Source organism: Niastella sp. OAS944 (genome assembly GCA_024809215.1).
In the GTDB taxonomy this organism is placed as follows: domain Bacteria; phylum Bacteroidota; class Bacteroidia; order Chitinophagales; family Chitinophagaceae; genus Niastella.
Window position 1 is genome coordinate 403,633 of record JANUBW010000006.1, and the last position, 19,402, is coordinate 423,034.

11 protein-coding genes are annotated in these 19,402 nt (G+C 43.6%); 10 read left to right on the top strand and 1 reads right to left on the bottom strand.

What is annotated here, in order from left to right; translation table 11 throughout:
- The first annotated feature begins 160 nt into the window (after positions 1-160).
- Both GGD38_RS24170 and GGD38_RS24175 read left to right on the top strand, forming a co-directional pair.
- A complete protein-coding gene (locus GGD38_RS24170) occupies positions 161-1,987 on the top strand; it encodes a RagB/SusD family nutrient uptake outer membrane protein (RefSeq protein ID WP_375301568.1) in 1,827 nt (608 codons plus the stop codon).
- 20 nt (positions 1,988-2,007) lie between these two features.
- On the top strand, positions 2,008-3,666 hold the full coding sequence (locus GGD38_RS24175; RefSeq protein ID WP_375301567.1) for a BNR-repeat neuraminidase N-terminal domain-containing protein: 1,659 nt from the start codon (positions 2,008-2,010) through the stop codon (positions 3,664-3,666).
- A 75-nt stretch (positions 3,667-3,741) separates the two neighbouring features.
- On the opposite strand, the gene GGD38_RS24180 is transcribed toward GGD38_RS24175, so the two are convergent.
- Complete coding sequence (locus GGD38_RS24180) at positions 3,742-5,085, bottom strand: alkaline phosphatase family protein (RefSeq protein ID WP_375301566.1); 1,344 nt, start codon at positions 5,083-5,085, stop codon at positions 3,742-3,744.
- Between the two features lie 455 nt (positions 5,086-5,540).
- On the opposite strand from GGD38_RS24180, the gene GGD38_RS24185 reads away from it, so the two are divergent.
- The 8 genes from GGD38_RS24185 (at position 5,541) to GGD38_RS24220 (ending at position 19,336) form a co-directional block, all read left to right on the top strand.
- Positions 5,541-7,247 (top strand): tetratricopeptide repeat protein, encoded by a 1,707-nt coding sequence (locus tag GGD38_RS24185; RefSeq protein ID WP_375301565.1) that lies wholly within the window; start codon positions 5,541-5,543, stop codon positions 7,245-7,247.
- 398 nt (positions 7,248-7,645) lie between these two features.
- Positions 7,646-9,877 (top strand): peptide-N-glycosidase F-related protein, encoded by a 2,232-nt coding sequence (locus tag GGD38_RS24190; protein WP_375301564.1) that lies wholly within the window; start codon positions 7,646-7,648, stop codon positions 9,875-9,877.
- Positions 9,878-9,954: 77 nt separating this feature from the next.
- On the top strand, positions 9,955-10,518 hold the full coding sequence (locus tag GGD38_RS24195; RefSeq protein ID WP_375301563.1) for an RNA polymerase sigma factor: 564 nt from the start codon (positions 9,955-9,957) through the stop codon (positions 10,516-10,518).
- Positions 10,519-10,587: 69 nt separating this feature from the next.
- The gene (locus GGD38_RS24200; RefSeq protein WP_375301562.1) at positions 10,588-11,601 is read left to right on the top strand and encodes a FecR domain-containing protein; all 1,014 of its coding nucleotides are present in this window, start codon (positions 10,588-10,590) and stop codon (positions 11,599-11,601) included.
- A gap of 123 nt (positions 11,602-11,724) precedes the next feature.
- Positions 11,725-15,420: a SusC/RagA family TonB-linked outer membrane protein gene (locus GGD38_RS24205; RefSeq protein WP_375301561.1), complete on the top strand. Its 3,696-nt coding sequence runs from the start codon at positions 11,725-11,727 to the stop codon at positions 15,418-15,420.
- A gap of 36 nt (positions 15,421-15,456) precedes the next feature.
- The gene (locus tag GGD38_RS24210) at positions 15,457-16,911 is read left to right on the top strand and encodes a RagB/SusD family nutrient uptake outer membrane protein (RefSeq protein ID WP_375301560.1); all 1,455 of its coding nucleotides are present in this window, start codon (positions 15,457-15,459) and stop codon (positions 16,909-16,911) included.
- Positions 16,912-16,921: 10 nt separating this feature from the next.
- Complete coding sequence (locus tag GGD38_RS24215) at positions 16,922-18,004, top strand: putative zinc-binding metallopeptidase (RefSeq protein ID WP_375301559.1); 1,083 nt, start codon at positions 16,922-16,924, stop codon at positions 18,002-18,004.
- A 21-nt stretch (positions 18,005-18,025) separates the two neighbouring features.
- On the top strand, positions 18,026-19,336 hold the full coding sequence (locus tag GGD38_RS24220; protein ID WP_375301558.1) for a DUF4302 domain-containing protein: 1,311 nt from the start codon (positions 18,026-18,028) through the stop codon (positions 19,334-19,336).
- Positions 19,337-19,402 lie beyond the last annotated feature (66 nt).

Genomic DNA, 19,402 nt, shown 5'->3' on the forward strand with positions numbered 1-19,402 from the left:
GAGTTAACAAGTTAACAGGTTGACGAGGTTGATAGAGTTGATAAAGGCATGGATAACTGAGCTAATAAGTGGCCTCCCCCCTTCCGGGGGGGGAGGTCTGGAAGGGGGCCGGGGGCCGCCGTTTCACGATGATCCATCATTCACAAATGAATCTATTAAAATGAAGAATTTACTTATAATAATATTGCTTGCAGTTGTAGCAGCCGGTTGCAAAAAAGGCTACTTCGATAGCATACCAAAAGACCTTGTTTCTCCCGATATAATTTTTAAAGATAAAGCGGAGACGGAGAACTGGCTGGCGACAGTTTACAGTTTCCTCCCTGATCCGTGGTCTACCACCACCAATTCGGCGCGATACTGGGCGGGCTTTACCGACGAGCTGGAACTTTCCACCGCTACTTCGCAAGCCAGCGGAATATTGAGCCCGGCTAACGCCATCAATATCTGGACGAATAATTACCAGGCTATTCGCATGGCGAATGTTTTTATGGCCAACATCGATAACAGTGAAACCAACCTGTTGAACGAGCCCAATGGTGAAGAGCTGATCAAACAGTACAAAGGCGAAGCGCGTTTTTTACGCGCATATTATTACTGGACACTCATGAAATTATATGGCCCCGTCATTCTCGTAGGGGATAATGTATCAAGGTACGACGATGACTTTCAGCTTCCACGAAACAGCTGGAAAGAATGTGTTGATTATATTTTGGCTGAATTTGATGAAGCCCGGAAAATGGTGCCCGACAGGCATGTAACTTCAACCGGTGCCGAGGATGCAACCCAAACCGGTCGTATCAATACACTTATTATCGATGCTGTTAAATCGCAGGTGTTATTGTTTGATGCAAGCCCGTTGTATAATGGTAACCTCGATTATGCCAACTTTAAGAATGCAGATGGCAAGCAATTGATGAACACTGGTTACGACGCCGGCAAATGGGTAAAAGCAGTAGATGCTGCGAAATTTGCTATTGATCGCGCTCTAACATTTGGAAAGAGCATCTATAACCCGTCTACCCCTTCGGATCTGTTTGTTCGTGCGTTTAATAATTACCGTGATCTGTTCCTTACCGGCTGGAACACAGAGGGCATATGGACGCGTGCTGTAACTGCTTATGGTACCTGGGAAAATGATGCGGCGCCAAGGGCTGCCAATGGAACTACATTCAACGCCTCATTGTCAGTGCCACAGGAGTTTGTTGATAAATTCAGAATGGCCAATGGTAAAATCATAAATGAAAACGGCAGCACGTATACCGAAACCGGGTTTACTACAACGGCAAAAACAGGCTTCTATGTGGCCGGTACGTCCAATATGTATGTTAACCGCGAGCCTCGTTTCTATAATACGATCACCTTTAATGGCGCTACGGTTCCGTTTGTAGCCAGAACGGGTCAAACTCATGTACAATTCTGGCCAACAGGTAATTCCGGTAATGGTAACGGTAGTGAGCCGAAATTTCCCAGAACAGGTTATCTGGTGCGTAAGAATACCAATCCGGCAAAGAACCTGTCAAATAATAGCGGCAATACAGTTAGACCTGCCATGTATATTCGGTTGGCTGAGTTGTATTTAAATTGCGCCGAAGCTTTAAATGAATCAGGTGCTCCTGTTACAGAAGTACTCGACTATTTGAATCCCATTCGTAACCGTGGCGGTATTCCCGAGCTGCCCAAGACCGGTAGTTTTACTCAGGCTGAAATGCGTAAGCTTATTCAAACGGAACGTACTATTGAAATGGCTTATGAAGGCTGCCGTTTCTTTGATGTTCGCCGATGGAAAATTGTCAATACAACCGAAGGCCGGCAGGGGGGCGATTTTACCGGCATGAATGTGTTCGCCGGTGATAAATTAGGCGACGTGGCATTCTATACAAGAACCAGGACCTCTACGCGCAACTGGGATGATAAATTTTACATCTTCCCTGTGCCGCAAAGTGAGTTGAATAAGAATTTTGTTATGGTGCAGGCGCCGGGATATTAAGAAGTTTATAAATTTTATAGATGAATACGGGTATTAGAAAGATCGTTTTGTATTGTTTCATTGTTTGTATGCTTCCTGTGGCTGTTTGTGCACAACAAATTACCCAACAGCGTTATAATGTACCGGTGTTGAAATTAAAGAAAGATAACCCGGTGGCGCGCATTCATATTCATATTGATGCTGGAGGTAAGCCTGTACTATTGTCGCAAATGACGTTCAGTACAACAGGCACCACAGACCTGAAAGATATAAAACAACTCAGGCTGTATTATGCCGGCGCCGATTCAGGCTATAGGAACCTGGGTAGTGTTGATAAAATACACTTGACCGGTAGCGCTGATGAATTAGGTCCAAAGCTAACGATCAAAGGCGATCAGTCATTATCACCAGGTGATCATTACTTCTGGTTATCGGTGGAATTAAATGATGGTGCTTCTTTGGTACATGTAATAACGATCAATGCCGTTAGTGCTGTGCTGAATGGTAAGCCAAGCAAAATTGCCGGACAATCTAAAATGCAACAGCGTACAGGTGTTGCATTGCGTCAGCACAATCAGGATAGTGTACATACCTGTCGTATACCAGGCCTTGCTACTGCTAAAGATGGTTCGCTGCTGGCAGTATATGATGCACGCCGGGAAAACGGTCGCGATCTGCAAGGTAATATTGATATCGGTGTTAACCGTAGCACCGATGGGGGCAACAACTGGTTGCCCATGCAGATAGCTATTGATATGAAAACCTGGGGCGGGTTGCCGGAAAAATTCAATGGCGTTTCTGACGCAAACATCCTGGTTGATAAAAATACCGGAACCATTTTTATTGCCGGTCTTTGGATGCACGGTGTATTAAATGAGCAAGGCAGATGGATAGAAGGGCTGAATGAGGAAAGTAAGGACTGGAATCATCAATGGAAGGGCAGGGGCTCGCAGGCAGGTTATGATGTAAAACAAACTGCTCAATTCATGATCGTAAAAAGTGAAGACAATGGCAAAACCTGGAGCCAGCCGGTAAACATAACCCGCCAATGTAAAAAAGAAGAGTGGTGGTTGTGGGCGCCGGCGCCGGGAGCGGGTATTACCTTACGCGATGGCACAATTGTTTTCCCTACACAGGGCCGCGATAAAACTGGTAAAGCATTTTCTAATATTACTTACAGCAAAGATGGCGGCAATACCTGGCATACCAGCAACCGCGCATTTAATGAATCAACCACCGAAAATATGGCGGTTGAATTGAGCGGCGGAGCCATTATGTTGAACATGCGCTATAATAAAAATAAAACAGATACTGGTGACACCAACGGCCGGGTAATTGCCATAACCCGCAACCTGGGGGAGGACTGGACTGAACATCCTGCCAGCCGTGGTGCTTTACAGGAGCCGGTTTGCATGGCTAGTATTATCAGACACGATTATAGCCTGAATAAACAAAAGAAGTCGATTTTATTATTTAGTAATCCCGATTCAAAAACGCTTCGCCATCACATGACCATAAAAGTGAGTTATGATGATGGACTTACCTGGCCGGTCAACAAAAAGATCCTGCTCGATGAATGGAAAAGCCGCGGCTATTCATGCCTAACGAGTATAGATAATGATACAATTGGGATCTTATACGAAAGCAGCCAGTGTGATCTGGCTTTTCAGCAGATAAAATTGAAAGAACTGCTGCCGTAATGAGTTAGTAAAATATGATAAAAAGCCCTGACGGTTCAGTCAGGGCTTTGTCAATGATCAACAGAGCGTATAAACTTATTTTAATAAACCTTCCAGAAGCACGCCATCGCCGGCGGGCATATCGAGTTTTAATAATTTGCTGATCAGTGGCGCAATGTCTACCAGCCCCATTTGCGGAATTACGACACCTTTCTTTATACCATAGCCAAATGCTACAAACCCGGTTTGAATTTCTTTAAAATCGGGGAAGAAGCCGTGGGTACCACCTTTAGCAGCGCGAATGAATTCACCGGTAGCTGCGTTATTAAAAGTATAACCCTGTTTTCCGGCTAAAGCGAATGCGGCAGTAGCATCGGCGCCTACAGCATCCAGTTCTTCACGCGTTTTTATATAAAAAGTGTTTTGTTGCTGGGCTGGCAGGCTTTTCAGTAGTTGTATTACTTTGTCCCTGGTTTGTTTGTCGTTTTTGTCTTTTAATTGCAGAAATGCCGCACCGCCCGATTGATGAAAATAGGCTTTCCAGATCTCTGGCTTTTGCGGGTCGTACAAGCCGGCTTTTGCCAGCAGCACGTTGGGAGAAATACTTGAGTGAATATCTACAAAGCCATGATCGCCTGTAACAATAAATGTGGTTTTATCGGCAATACCTGCTTTTTGTACTGCTTCACGTATGCTCTTGATCGCTCTGTCAACGCCCGCAATGGCAGCTCTTACTTTATCGCCATTGCGACCCTGTTCGTGCTCAAAATGATCTACTGTTACCAGGTGTACGGCCAGCAATGCAGGTTTGTATTGGCGAATGAGGTAACAGCTCATTCGGGCCAGGTTCTCGTCCATGCCCAGGTAATCGCCATTCCAGTCAAGCTCGCTTAATTTACCGGTTGCGTTTTGTTCAACCTCTTCATACAGTCCGGCAGGGATGGCATTTTCCTGCAAAGCTTTTCTCATTGTACGGTCTTTGCCTTTTTCTGTGGGCAGGTACCAGTATTCAGGAATGTTATAAGTGGCCGGACCGCCTACCGACACTGGCCAGAAAACGGATGCGGTTTTTAAACCTTTTTCTTTTGCAACGCTGAAAAGGGTAGGCACTTTAATGTTTTCGTATTTCCAGATCCAGTTGCCGGTTACGCCCAGCGGTTCAGATGGGGTATTGTAATATACACCGTGTTTCAGTGGCTTTACACCCGAGATCATAGTAGTGTGAGAAGGGTAGGTAACGGTGGGGAATACGCCCTCAACTCCGTCGGCATAAGAACCACCTTCCATGGCCTGACGCAAATGCACCATGTTCCATGAAGGGTCTTTATAAAATTCAGGACGTAATCCATCGATACTAATTAATATAACATGCTCATCCTGGGCTTTTAAGTGTGAACTGCACAATAGTAATGTGTAAGCCGCAAAAAGTAATTTCTTCATACTAAATAATTTCAACGAGGCGCGAATATAATTTGGTGTTACAAAATTTGAATATGAACTAATTGTTACCCGTGTGTGAACTAAATGTTGCTTAACGTTTAGCAGAATTGGCTGCCTACTTCAATGACGTTATATCTATCTGGATAGTACTAGATTAAAAAATAGTTTTTTATATTGGGAATAATTTTTTATTATCGCATTATACTAATGACTGTTTTTCAACCCTGTTATCTCCTCAGAAATTGATTGTATTTGAAGCTGATTTCTTGCCTGCATTAACCATTTAACGAAATGTTTGCTGCAGCCTTTTTGCCTGCAATGCACCCGAAGCTATGTGCAAAAGAGTATTCATACTTTTTTGAAGGGTACTTGTTTTCTTAAGCAGGCAGGGCGCAACGTTGTTATTAATTTCGATAATAACGTTATAAAACCAAAACCTCTGAACTTGACTGAACATGAGAACTACCGTTGCACTAATGTGCTTACTGCTACCTATTATGGCCATAGCCTGGCCCGGACAAACTGATTACCTGGCTGTGCTGCAAAAGGCCGCCCCCAATGAACGGCTGAATATTGCCCGAAAGATCTACAACGACCAGATCATTCACTTCGACAGTACCCATGCCATGATTGCGCTCAACCGCATCAATAATTGGGCTTCCTCCACCAACGATGTTTCTTTAAAGCTGTTCTCGGTTATTGCTATGGGCGATTACCATAAAGAACATTACATTGATGCCGGCGATAAGGCTCTTCAGTTTTTTACTACTGCAATGAATATGGCTTTGGCGGCTGAGATGAAAGAAAGGGAAGCGGAGATCTATAATAATATGGGGTGGCTGTATTATAAGCAGGATAAATTTCCCCAGGCCTTTGAGTATATGATAAGGGCTAATAATATTATCCAGAAAATAGGATATGCGCATTATCCATATGCAAGCCGCTACTTATATGATCTGGGTTATATTTATTGCGATTTTGGTAATTATGAAAAGGCCAAACAATACCTCACACAGGCTATCAAGTATACCTACACTAATTCTTTATACGCAATTCGCACATTGAACACCTTGGGGCTTGCCTATAGGGAATTGAAACAATATGACAGCGCCATTCTGTATTTTAAAATGGGGCTCGATACCGCTACTGCAGTGCAAAATATTCCCTGGACTGGCATTCTCTCTGGTAATCTGGGTTCGGTGTATTATTTTTTGGAAGAATATGATAAGGCCATTCCTTTATTGAAGATCGATTATACATTGAGTATGGATAGCAGGGAATGGGCCAGCGCGGCTAATACTATTTGTATGCTGGCCGATCTTGACCTGGATAGAAAGCTGCTACAGGCGGCAGCTGCAAAACTCGATGAAGCTTATGAAGTAATTACCCGGCAGGCCGATACCCGGCCATTTGTATATTATGCTTTGCAGCGGGCCCGGCTGTACAAATACCTGAAACGGTACGACAGTGCTTTTGCTTATCTCGATACTGCCCGGCGGGTTGCCAATAATTTAAGCCAGCGGCGCGATGCATTGGTGTTCAGTCAGGCCGAACAAAAGGTAGCGATAGAATTGCATTTGTCTGAAATGAAACTGCTCGAAAGCGAAAAAAGCAAGAGCCTGCTGGTACGCAACTTTATCATAGTGGTAATATTGTTGGTGCTGGTAATTGCTGCCCAGCTTATTTTCAGGCAACAGTTAAAACAAAGAAAGAATAAGGAATTGCTGAGTAATGCCGTAACACAATTGAACTATTATATTGATAGTGTGCGGGAAAAGAACCAGCTGATAGACCAGTTTAAACAGGAAATAGAATATTTAAACGCTCAACCGGAACAGTATACGATGTTGCAGGAAAAAGAAGAGATAGCTGTTAAGTTGCGTCAGTACTCTATTTTAACAGAAGATGACTGGAATGAATTCAGGAACTTATTTGAAAAAGTACAAATAGGATTTTTCGATAAACTCAAACAACAGTTTCCCGATCTAACACCTTCGGAACAACGCTTACTGGCCTTAATGAAATTAAAGCTGTCGAAACGCGAAATGGCCGGTATGCTGGGTATTGCACCCGACTCCATCAAAAAAACACGGCAGCGTATTCGCAAAAAGATCAATGTGCAGGATGATACTGCATTGGAAGAACTGGTAGACGCATTATAAATGCGAAATACCTAATGCGAATGCGCAACACTTACCCCTCATATGAGGGCAGGGGTGAAGTGTGTCATAGCATCAACTATGACACACTTACACTTATGCTACATTTTAAAATGTATTCGCATGAAGTGTTTTATGTTGAATATTCCACCGTTTTACTGTTAGCACCATTGATTTTGAGTCTGGAAGTATGAATTATTGTGGATAAACGCGTTTGTCCCGCTGTTGTCCCGGTGTAGCGACCCTCCGGTCTCCCCCTTTTTTTAGGCTCTTAACGTAATATTAATATAGGCTTCCAATATCCGCTGAAAAACACTACCGTAACCTGACCGTGATCAATTGACAGGTTAAGATCGCAAGACCGGACTTAAAAGTTAGACAACCAAAATCAACTGCAACAAATGAGATATTTTGTACGGGCATTTGTATTATTATTTGTTTTAGGTTTTATTTCTGCAAATGGTTTAGCCAACCCCGGCGACACTACCTGGGTACAGGCACAAAATGATGTACAGCTCGACTGGTACAACGACTTCGATGCCCCCGTTACTTTTCCTTCAGGTTCCGTTTCCTATCGCAAGATCATTATGATATTTACCCTGGGTAAATACCAATGCCCTTCGGGTACCCAATATTGTGGCGATTGGGATTACACTGTTCAGAATTTTTTAATGACGCCTACCGACACCTTCGAATTGTCGCGACTTATTACTCCTTATGCCAATGCTTCGTACCCCCGAACTCCCTGGAGCTGGAAACAACGATATTATTTTGATGTAACTGATTATTACCCCGTATTAAAAAATGCAGCTACCATCAGGCTGAGCTATCATAACTACTCAGGTGGTTTTACAGGCAATATAAGGTTTGCCTTTATAGAAGGTATTCCGCCACGGAATGTAACCGGAATCAAAAGACTCTGGCATGGGGCTTTCCCGTTTGGCAACACCGCAGACCCCATTGAAAATCACCTGCCAGCCACAAACGTAATGGCGCCGGCCAATACCCAACAGGCCGAAATGAACTTTACCGTAACTGGGCATGGCAGTGACAATACCGGTTGCTCAGAATTTTGCAGTAAATATTACCAGGTATATACCAACAATAGTTTAAAGGAAACAAAAACCGTATGGAAAGATAATTGCGGTAGCAACAATTTATATCCGCAGTCGGGTACATGGGTGTATAACCGTGCAGGCTGGTGCCCCGGTGAACTGGTGAGCCCCAATGTGCATAAATTGGGCGCAGTAACTGCCGGCGACAACCTTAATGTAGATGTAAATTTTCAATCGTACACGGGCAATGGCAGCGCATCTTATATAATAGAATCTGCACTGTTCTGTTATGGGCCCTACAATCAAACACTCGATGCTTCGGTTGAGAATATCATTGCTCCCAATAATTATGAAGGCAATTTTAGAACAAACCCCATTTGCGGTAATCCCATAGTGGTTATAAAGAACACAGGTGCCACAACCATTAATTCGCTTTCGTTACAATATGGTATTGCAGGTGAAACCTTACAAACCTATTCGGCATCGGGTATGGCATTGGCTCCCGGTAAAGATACCACCATCACTTTGCCCGACCTTTCTTCATTGACAACATACAAGAACACAACAGAAAGCAGGTTTCAGGTTGCTATTGATAAAATAAACGGAAGTAATGACGGCTATACTGTTAATAATAGTATGTACTCATCCTTTGTAACTGCGCCCGACTGGCCAGGCCAGTTTGCAATGATCATTAAAAGCAACAATAATGCGGCTCAAACCAAATGGCGTATTGAAGATCTGAACGGAACGGTATTAAAACAACGCAGCCCGACCGCAGCTCTTACCGTTTATACCGATTCGCTTGAGCTGCCCGATGGCTGTTACCGGCTGGTTGTTACCGATGCTAATTGTGATGGGTTGTACTGGTGGGCTAATACAGCAGCCGGCAAAGGTTACCTGTATGCAACAAAACGCGATGGCACGTTAATCAATTTCACCAATGGGTTACCTGCTTACCCGGCCACCCTGGCTTCGGATTTCGGTTGCGGTTTTACGCAATACTTTCGGGTTGCTAATACACTGCCTGCCGATCAGTTACTGTTACGCGGCGAGGCAAAAGACACGGCAAACCTGCTTACCTGGGAAACAGGGCTGGAGGTTAATACCGATCGTTTTATTGTGGAATATTCAGCTAATGATACCGCCTACAACGCCATTGCCGAAGTAAAGGCAAATGGCGGCACTACATCAAGATCATTCTATAGCATCAAACATAAACCCTCAGTACATGCTGCATTTTACTACTACCGGTTGAAGCTGTATTACGCAGACGGCTCCTGGAAATACAGTAATAAGGTAACGCTTTCGCCGGTTGCCAGTAGTGAATATGCAGTTGAAGTACGACCCAATCCATTTGATGATGAATTAAAAGTTCGTATTACTTCACCCAGCCCGCAAACGGCCGGCATTTCAATCTATGATATACAGGGGCGGCTTTTGTTCAATAAGAACAGCAGCCTCAATACCGGATTGAATGTGGTGCCAATAGATGGGCGTCGTTTTGCTGCGGGTTTGTATACGATCGTTATTCAATCATCAGGCGGGCAAAAGGTTGCCAGGAAAATAGTAAAACAATAATACATTATTCTGGTTGCCACCATATGAAAGAGTTTTTGTTCAACCTTATTCTGATATAACACTAAAACGTACATTTTATGAAGAGCCCTGATTCTAAATTAGTAGTAAAAATGCGGGCCGGCGATGTGTCAGCCTTTGATAGTTTGTATTGGCGGTATTACCAGGTGGTGTATCGCAACATTCTCAAGCTTACAAAAGATCCTTTGGTGTCGGAGGATATCCTGCAGGAAGTTTTCATAAGGTTATGGGAAAAACGGCAGGATATCAATTTCGAACAGCCTGTAGTTAACTGGATCTTTGTTATCAGTTTTAATTTATCGATTGACTATACCCGTAAAAAGCTACGGGAACAGGAACTGCACCGGAAACTGCTGGCAGACACCAATGCCATTCCGCAGAATGGTTCTGTATATGAAGATTATTACCAGTTGCTGAAACGCGCTATAGAGCAGCTGTCGCCCCAAAAACAAAGGATCGTAAAACTGTGCAAGCTGGAAGGTATGACCTACGAGGAGGCCGCTGCTGAGATGAAGATCTCACGACATACCGTAAAGGAATATCTATCGGCTGCTATGGCCAGTTTAAGCGAGTATGTGCGGCAGCATGCCAATAAGGTTTCAGGTATTGGATGCATCGTTTGAATAAAATGCATCTAAGCATCCCCCCGAATTCGTCAATAAACCGTCTTTATAATATATAAAATCTAACTGGTGAAAGACAAGCAGGATTATTTAAAATACTTGTTAGCTCAGAAAAAATTGACCAGTGAAGAAGAAGAATGGTTGCTGAATTATCTGAATGATCATGATATTTCAGACATTCAAAAAATAGCGGCTGAGGATTTTGAGACTGATATTACATACATGAAGAAGAGTTTGGACAGGAAGCAATCGGAAGAGATCCTTGAAAAAATTCACAGCCGTATATATGTTCCGGCCCCAACCTTTTTACAGGTTTTACGATTGCATCAGTTGAAAATTGCCGTTGCAGCCCTGATCATAATAATTGCAGGAGTGGGATATTGGTTTATGAATAGTAGTGTGTTATTAGCGCCGGCGAACAAGGAGATAGTAGCTACAGGTAAAAGAAAAACAGTCAAATTGCCTGATGGTTCATTGATAACGCTGGAGCAAAATAGCAAGCTCACGTACCCGCAACGCTTCACCGGTAATACCAGGGAAGTTCATTTAACCGGTGAAGCCTATTTTGAAGTAAAACCCAATCATGAAAAACCTTTTATTGTTCAAACGCCTTACATTGTCGCTACCGTACTGGGCACTTCGTTTAATGTAGAAGCTTATCCAAATGGCGTGGCCAGGGTAGTAGTAACAACAGGGCGGGTAAAGGTTGAGACCGTAAATGCCTCTAACGAATTGCAGGCGGTGATCATTAACGCCAATCAAAGCGTAGCGTATAATATCACTATCAACGAAATTGAAAAACGGAACGCCCCGGAAGATGCGGTTTATTACAAACAGCGACGAAACGGTAAATTTAGTTATGCAGGCGTGCCCGTTGCAAAAGTGGTACAGGAAATGGAACGGTATTATCACACCCCGGTTACGATTGAAGGAGATATGAGTGGTTGTGTTTTCTATGGCTACTTCCAGGTGAATGACAATGTTGAAAGAGCTTTGAGCCTTGTAGCGCTTTCATTAAATGCAACGGTTAAAAAGAAAAGTACCAGTAAAGGATATCTTATTACCGGCGGCAGCTGCCGGTAACTCACTCAGCGTACAAAATTCACAGTAAAGCATTCTTGCCATTTAATGTTATGGCAGCACATGGTTGTTCGGGTAAAACCGGCGACACAGCTGCCTATTACCTAAAATTAACCCAGAAACGGTATGTACAAAACAATACCACATGAATCTTTTTGCCCTGCCGGGAAAAGTGTAAAGACCCTATTGCTTTTGATGCTGCTTTTGTGTGGCCATGTTGCCCCGTTACTGGCTGGGGGCGTACATGCAGATAAACGCCAGAATGTATTGGATAAAATAATCTCCATCGAGTTAAAGAATGTAGTGTTGAAAGATGCCCTCGACAGAATAGGCAGCACTGCAAAAGTATTTTTCGTTCATGCTAATAGTGATATACTGCTTAAGAATAAAGTAAGTGTATCGGTCCATAAACAAACGGTAGGTGAGGTGTTGAAGAAGATCCTTTCGCCCTATGCACTTTCTTATATCGTAGTTGATGACCGTATTATTGTACGGCCCGAATATAGCGTGCCGCTACGGCAGGCAATTGTTGCACCCAGCGAAACAACTACTGTAAACAATGATATCACCGTAAAGGGAGTTGTGACCTCCGAAAAGGGGGCGCCCCTGGCAGGTGTTTCGATCATAGTGCGGGGAACCTCCCGCGGAGTGGCTACCAATGAAAAAGGAGAGTTTGAATTTAAAAATATCAGCAGCGAAGCGGTGCTGGTATTCTCCGTTACTGGATTCGCTACCGAGGAGATCAAAGTAAGTGATTATAAAAATGGTTTTATACAGGTAAGGTTAAAGGAAGAAGCTACCAATATGGACCAGGTAGTTGTAACCGGTTATCAGAACGTAGATAAGAAAAAGTTCTCCGGTTCTTCTGTACGCCTAAAAATGGATGAAATAAAAATGGATGGTACTACCGATGTAAGCAAGATGCTGGAAGGCCGTGCTGCCGGTGTATCGGTACAAAACGTATCCGGCGTTTTTGGCGCCGCGCCCAAAGTACGTATTCGTGGCGCTACCTCAATTAATGGCGATAACAAGCCTTTATGGGTTGTAGATGGTGTAGTGCTTGAAGATATCGTGAACATATCAAACGACCAGTTATCGAGTGGCGACCCTACTACCTTATTAGGTTCTGCTGTAGCCGGTTTAAATGCCAATGATATTGAAAGCTTCGACATTCTGAAAGATGCGGCTGCTACGGCCTTATACGGCGCCCGCGCCATGAATGGGGTGGTGGTGATAACTACTAAAAAAGGACGCGCCGGCAGAACCTCAGTTAATTATACCGGCAACTACAGTACCCAGTTCAAGCCAACCTACAATGATTATAATATCATGAACTCTGCCGAGCAAATGTCGGTGCTGGCTGAATTGTGGCGTAAAGGTATTCTTAACTCAGATCTGCTCGATAGAAGTGATATAGGCGTATATGGTAAAATGTATGAGGAGTTGAGTACACTTGATTCAAATGGCCGGTTCGTATTGAAAAATAACCAGGCGTCTCAAAAAGCCTTCCTCTTACGGTATGCAAAAGCCAATACCGATTGGTTCGATCTGTTGTTCCGTAATAACTTCATGCAGGAGCATTCATTAGCCATATCTTCCGGTACCGATAAAACACAATCTTATTTTTCTACAAGCTATTATGGCGACAACGGTTGGACGGTAGCCGACAAAGTAAGCCGTTACACCCTGAACTATCGTAATAACTATAAGTTCAACGATAAATTGAGCGCTGGTTTTGCCACCGTAGGCTCGGTACGTCAGCAAAAAGCACCGGGATCACTTTCACGCAGCGGTAACCCGGTAGAAGGGAAATATGACCGTGATTTTGATATCAACCCATTCAGCTATGCGCTGAATACCAGCCGTACGCTCACTGCTTACGACGAAAAGGGCAACCTGGAATATTTCAGACGGAATTTCGCCCCCTTCAATGTGCTTACAGAATTAAAGAACAACTATCTCGATCTTAATATCATTGATCTGCGTTTGCAGGGCGACCTGGCTTACAAGTTTGCCAACAATTTTCGCTATGAATTTGTAGGCGCCATGCGATATGTGAAGTCAACCCGTGAGCACAATATTACCGAGAAGTCGAATATGGCAAATGCCTACCGTGCTGCACAAACATCTACCATTCGTAATGCCAATAAATTCCTGTACACCAATCCAGATGATCCTGAAGCATTACCAGAGGTAGTATTGCCTTATGGTGGTTTCTACAATCGCTCGGAAGACGCCCTGGTGAACTTCGATATCCGTAACAGCCTTAACTATACCAAAACAATAGCCGGTAAACACGTTATCAATGGGCTGGTTGGTCAACAGGTAAAATATGCCGACAGACAACATTATTCGAATACTGGTTATGGATATCAATACGAGAATGGTGGTGTGCCGTTTATCGATTACCGCATTCTGAAACAAACCATCGAAACGAATTTTCCCTATTATGCCATGAGCAAAGAATACGATCGCTTTGTGGCATTGTATGCTTCGGGTACTTACACATATGATTCCAAATATAATTTTACCGGAACAGTACGATACGATGGTTCAAATCGTATGGGTAAATCGCCTACGGCCCGCTGGCTGCCTACCTGGAGTGTTGCCGGTTCATGGAACGTAGATCAGGAGGCGTTTATACAGGACCTTGGCTTTGTTGACTACCTCACCCTGCGTGGCACTTATGGTTTAACGGCCAGTATGGGGCCTGCTACCAACTCAAGCATTGTATTAAAGAATATTACAACCAATCGCCCGTACTCAAACGAAATGGAATCGGCGATACAATTAACAAACCTCGAGAACAGTGATCTTACCTGGGAGAAATTATATACAACCAATCTGGGTGTTGATGCGGGATTACTTAATAAACGGGTGAATGTAAGCCTGGATGTATACCAACGTAAAAGCTTTGATCTTATTAATCAGGTAAAAACATCGGGTATCGGCGGCGAGCCTTATAAACAAGCCAACAATGCCGATATGGATTCAAGAGGTATTGAGGTATTGCTTGGTGGCGAGGTTATTCGTAAAAAAGATTGGGGTTGGAAGAGTACACTCACGTTTGGTTACAATACAACCAAGATCACCAACGCAAAAGACCTGCCCAATATTTTCAGCCTTGTAGGTGCTGAGGGCGGTAACAAACAAGGGTACCCCGTACGCAGTTTGTTCTCTATAAAATACAAAGGACTTGAACCTTTTACCGGCTACCCAACCTTTGTAGACGAGAGCGGAAAGACAAGTGCAACCGTGTATATGCAATCTCAATCGGTAGGTAACCTGCAATACGAAGGTCCGGTTGATCCTACTATCACCGGTGGTTTTTCAAACACCTTTCATTACAAAGCTTTATCATTAAACATATTTGTTACTTATCAGGCCGGTAATACCATCCGGTTGTACCCGGCATTTAGGACCAGTTACTCTGATCTGGATGCCATGCCCAAAGAGTTTTACGATCGTTGGAGCATACCTGGTGATGAAAAGTATACCAACATTCCTTCAATACTCGATGCCTTTGCCCAGTCGCAATTGAATGGCGCATATCCTTACAATAACTATAACTATTCAACACAACGGGTGGCTAAAGGCGACCTTATCAGATTGAAGACCGTATCACTGGCTTATCAGTTACCACTGCCAATGGTAAAGAAATTTGGTTTGAACAATGCATCTGTTACTGCTGCTGCTACCAACCCCTGGTTAATATATAGCGATGAAAGACTTCGTGGACAAGACCCTGAGTTCTTTAATTCCGGGGGCGTAGCGCAGCCTGTTCAAAAACAAGTAACGCTGGCGCTTAAAGTAGGATTGTAATAAAAAGGCAAGTTGAAACCCGTAACTAAAGTTGACATGCAAAAACTACTATCATATACAATATTTATAACACTGGTAGGCTCAGCAACCAGTTGTGGTAAGTTCCTAGAAAAGAATCCTGATAACCGGGCGTCGCTGGAGACGCCTGACCAGGTGTCGCAATTGCTCACTACTGCATATCCGCAGGGGAATTACATGGCTTTCTGTGAATCTATATCAGACAATGTTTCTGATAAAGGAACAGGTGGCCTCGATCTTACCGTAGTACAACCTTATTTTTTCAAAGACGTAACCGAGAACGAGCAGGATTCGCCTGAGGGCTACTGGAATTCATGTTATAGCGCTATCTCTGCAGCTAATCAGGCGTTGGAGGCCTGCAATAATGCCTCAGATGCGGCCAGCTTTTCTTCACAAAAAGGAGAGGCATTATTATGCCGTGCTTATGCGCACTTTATGCTGGTTACTTTGTTTTCGAAACCTTATGATCCCGGTGATCCGTACACATCGCCTGGTATTCCTTATGTACTTACGCCCGAGAAAGTGATCTTTGAGAATTATACACGCAAATCAGTTGGGTATGTGTATGAGATGATAGAAAAGGACCTGCTGGCTGGTTTGCCATTGCTCGATGATACGCGGTATACGGTACCACGTTACCATTTCACCAAAGCTGCTGCCAGTGCGTTCGCTGCACGTTTCTTTCTGTATAAACAAGACTATGAAAAGGCGCTCAGCTATGCCAATGCGGTTTTTTCAACAACCAATATTACTGCCGGTTTGCGTCCCTGGAATACAACATACCTCACTGTTACCTATAAAGAATTGTGGGCCCGTTATGCCAAGGCTTCTGAACCCGCCAATTTGTTATTGGTTGAAACTTCATCGGTATGGGCCAGAAATTATTTCACCGAGCGGTATGCTATGGATGCCAATAAAAGAACGGAGATCCTGAATTCAAATGTTACCGGCGGTACATATGCATTCACGCGGCAAACTTATACATCTGGTACCAATAATTACATGTTGCCAAAGATCAATGAATACTTTGTGCGTTTGTCGGTTAATGCTACCATTGGTTATCCTTATGTAATGGTGCCACTGTTAACCATGGAAGAATGTTTGTTCAACAAGATTGAAGCGAACATTTATCTCGGTAATCTCAATGAAGCGCTACAGGATTTAAATACATATGCTTCTACAAGGATCTATAATTATGATGCCACTGCGCACACGATCACCAATAGTAAGCTGCAAACTTATTATGGTACGCAGGATATGCGCATGGCCTTAATATACGCCCTGCTCGATTTTAAACGGGCTGAGTTTGTTCAGGAAGGTATGCGCTGGTTCGATCTGTTGCGCTACGACCTGCCGGTTACACATACTACCACCGATGGGCAAACCATGGTGCTGGAGCCAGGCGATAAGCGCAGGGTGTTTCAGATCCCGGAATCGGCACGGTTGTCGGGTGTTCAATTAAATCCTCGTTAAACCCTTTTGCATGATGAACGAAACGCACACACAGCAAAAAGCAACAGCCAAGGTAATACCTATATCGGCCGCCAGCGGCTGGTGGCCTGTATTCAAATCGTACAACGATGTAGTCATTGATAGCAGGGTGCCCGGTTGGCTGGTGCCTTTACTCAACCGGCTTAAACATTTAAAAAATTTCCTGGTGAATAATATTCAAAAATTACTCTTCTTTTCATTCATCATTTTATCGCTGGCCTCCTGCAAAAAGGAATCGCTTGATAATGTAAATGACATCCCCGGACTTGGCGGCGATGCCTGGGAAACAAGCTATATAGATACCTGGATCAGCGACAGTTTAACCGAACCCTTCAATATAGCCGTAAAATATAAATGGGACCAGTTTGAATTAAGCCTGAACAAAACGCTGGTGCCTCCAAAAGAAGATAAGATCATTCCGGCACTGAGCGCTGTAAAGAAGGTATGGATAGACACCTATATTGCTGAAACAGATTCTTTGTTCATGAAGAAATATGTGCCCAAGTTCTTTGCGCTTTGCGGTAGCGCCAGCTGGAATACAGACGGTACCATAACCCTTGGTACAGCCGAAGGTGGCAGAAAAGTGGTGTTGTATGTTTTGAACGATTTCAGAACAAGAGGTATGAGCGGTTATGTGGCTTCAGATTCCTTCAACATCAAACAAATGTTCCATACCATCGAACACGAGTTTGCACACATCCTTCATCAAACCATCATGTACCCAAAAGAGTATAAATCAATTTCAGTTGGGTTTTATACTTCCAATTGGAATAATGTGTCTGATGCCAATGCCCGTAGAGATGGTTTTGTAACTGCTTATGCCGAATCATCGCCCGATGAGGATTTTGTAGAAATGGTGGCCATGATGCTTATTGAAGGAAAGGCTGGTTTTGAAGCTATAATTAATAGTATCCCTACCGGTACCAGCGCCAATAATACAACGCAGGCACAAGCTATAAGCCGCCTGCGGCAGAAAGAAGCCACTGTAGTTTCCTATTTCAAAGAAACCTGGGGAATTGATTTCTACAGACTGCAAACAAGAGTACGTGCGCAGGTGGTTAATCTGATAAAGTAAAAGTTTACAAACATTCAACTTATGAGAAAGACACTTATATATATAGCTGCTGCAACGATCGGTTTCTATGGTTGCAAAAAACACGAGGATGTATTTGACAAGTCTCCCGATAAGCGGGTAAATGAGGCGCTGGCAACTTATCAATCGGCCCTTACTGCTTCGCAATATGGTTGGAAAGGATTGATCTATCCGGCCGGATTGGAAGGCGGGGTAGTAGCATTCTATTTCAAATTCAATGAAACCAACCGGGTAGAAATGTTCTCCGATTTTGATTCTGCTTCTGCAGTAACACCTATGACGGCAAGCTACCGGTTGAAAGCATTACAACAACCCGCATTGTTATTCGATACCTATTCATATGTACATGTACTGGCTGATCCTGATGCAGCGGTGAACGGCGGCAGCTATGGCGCCGGACTGATCTCCGATTTTGAATTTGCTATTGATGGTATTACCGGCGATTCAATAAAATTGACTGGCCGGTTCAATAAAAGCAAAGCTGTGCTGGTGAAAGCCACACAGCAGGAAATGCAAAGCTATTATGATAAGAAGTATTCAAACCGGATCTTCAATAACATCAGCAAATACCTCACTTACTTTAAAAGACTGGTGGTAGGTGGATCCCAGTATGAAATACAGGTTAACCAATTGACCCGTACCATCACATTTACATGGGTTGATGCCGATGGCGTTATTCATACGTACACTACCGGTTATTATTATACACCAGATGGTATAGCTTTATCACCGGCATTTTCAGATGGCAAAACAACCATTTCGTCATTAAATAATATCAGCTGGAACGCGAATACTACTACACTTTCATTCAGTGTAAATGGTACCGCTTCTTCAATTATAGGTTCTGCCCAGCCCATAAAAGTTGACCTGGATGCGCCCATGCGCTGGTGGCAGTATGCTGTAAGCCAGGGCGGTTACTGGATCTCTCCCGAAGGTTTTCATGTAAACGGTGTAGATGATGCTTATGGTATTACCAAAACAGCCAATTTTTATTTCCTTACGTACTGGCCAAAACGTGGTGTCAGCGGCAACATTACATATGATCTGCTTGGGAGTGTAAAGCTGGTTAATAATTCCCTGTCGTTGCCTTACGGTTTTGGTTACCGGCAGCCAAACTTTTCGTCAGATGGCCGCGTAACATTCCCTTATCTCGGTCAGTTGGGTACAATACCCACAGCTGATTCAATACCGGTGGCAAAGACCCGTATTCAATTTTCTGACGCCAGTGGGTATTACCTCATACGCCTCGATTCAACTACTTACGATATGGTAAGTGCGAAAGATGGCAAGGCCTGGATCAACTGGCAGTTTTAAAATATTAGAAGAAAAACCACTGTTAATACGGCCCTATGAAATCACACTTTATACAGTAAATAAATC

Coding starts and splice junctions, on each gene's coding strand:
- GGD38_RS24185 (WP_375301565.1), top strand. CDS start 5,541: ATGAGAACTACCGTTGCACTAATGTGCTTACTGCTACCTATTATGGCC.
- GGD38_RS24210 (WP_375301560.1), top strand. CDS start 15,457: ATGCAAAAACTACTATCATATACAATATTTATAACACTGGTAGGCTCA.
- GGD38_RS24190 (WP_375301564.1), top strand. CDS start 7,646: ATGAGATATTTTGTACGGGCATTTGTATTATTATTTGTTTTAGGTTTT.
- GGD38_RS24180 (WP_375301566.1), bottom strand. CDS start 5,085: ATGAAGAAATTACTTTTTGCGGCTTACACATTACTATTGTGCAGTTCA.
- GGD38_RS24205 (WP_375301561.1), top strand. CDS start 11,725: ATGTACAAAACAATACCACATGAATCTTTTTGCCCTGCCGGGAAAAGT.
- GGD38_RS24175 (WP_375301567.1), top strand. CDS start 2,008: ATGAATACGGGTATTAGAAAGATCGTTTTGTATTGTTTCATTGTTTGT.
- GGD38_RS24220 (WP_375301558.1), top strand. CDS start 18,026: ATGAGAAAGACACTTATATATATAGCTGCTGCAACGATCGGTTTCTAT.
- GGD38_RS24215 (WP_375301559.1), top strand. CDS start 16,922: ATGATGAACGAAACGCACACACAGCAAAAAGCAACAGCCAAGGTAATA.
- GGD38_RS24195 (WP_375301563.1), top strand. CDS start 9,955: ATGAAGAGCCCTGATTCTAAATTAGTAGTAAAAATGCGGGCCGGCGAT.
- GGD38_RS24170 (WP_375301568.1), top strand. CDS start 161: ATGAAGAATTTACTTATAATAATATTGCTTGCAGTTGTAGCAGCCGGT.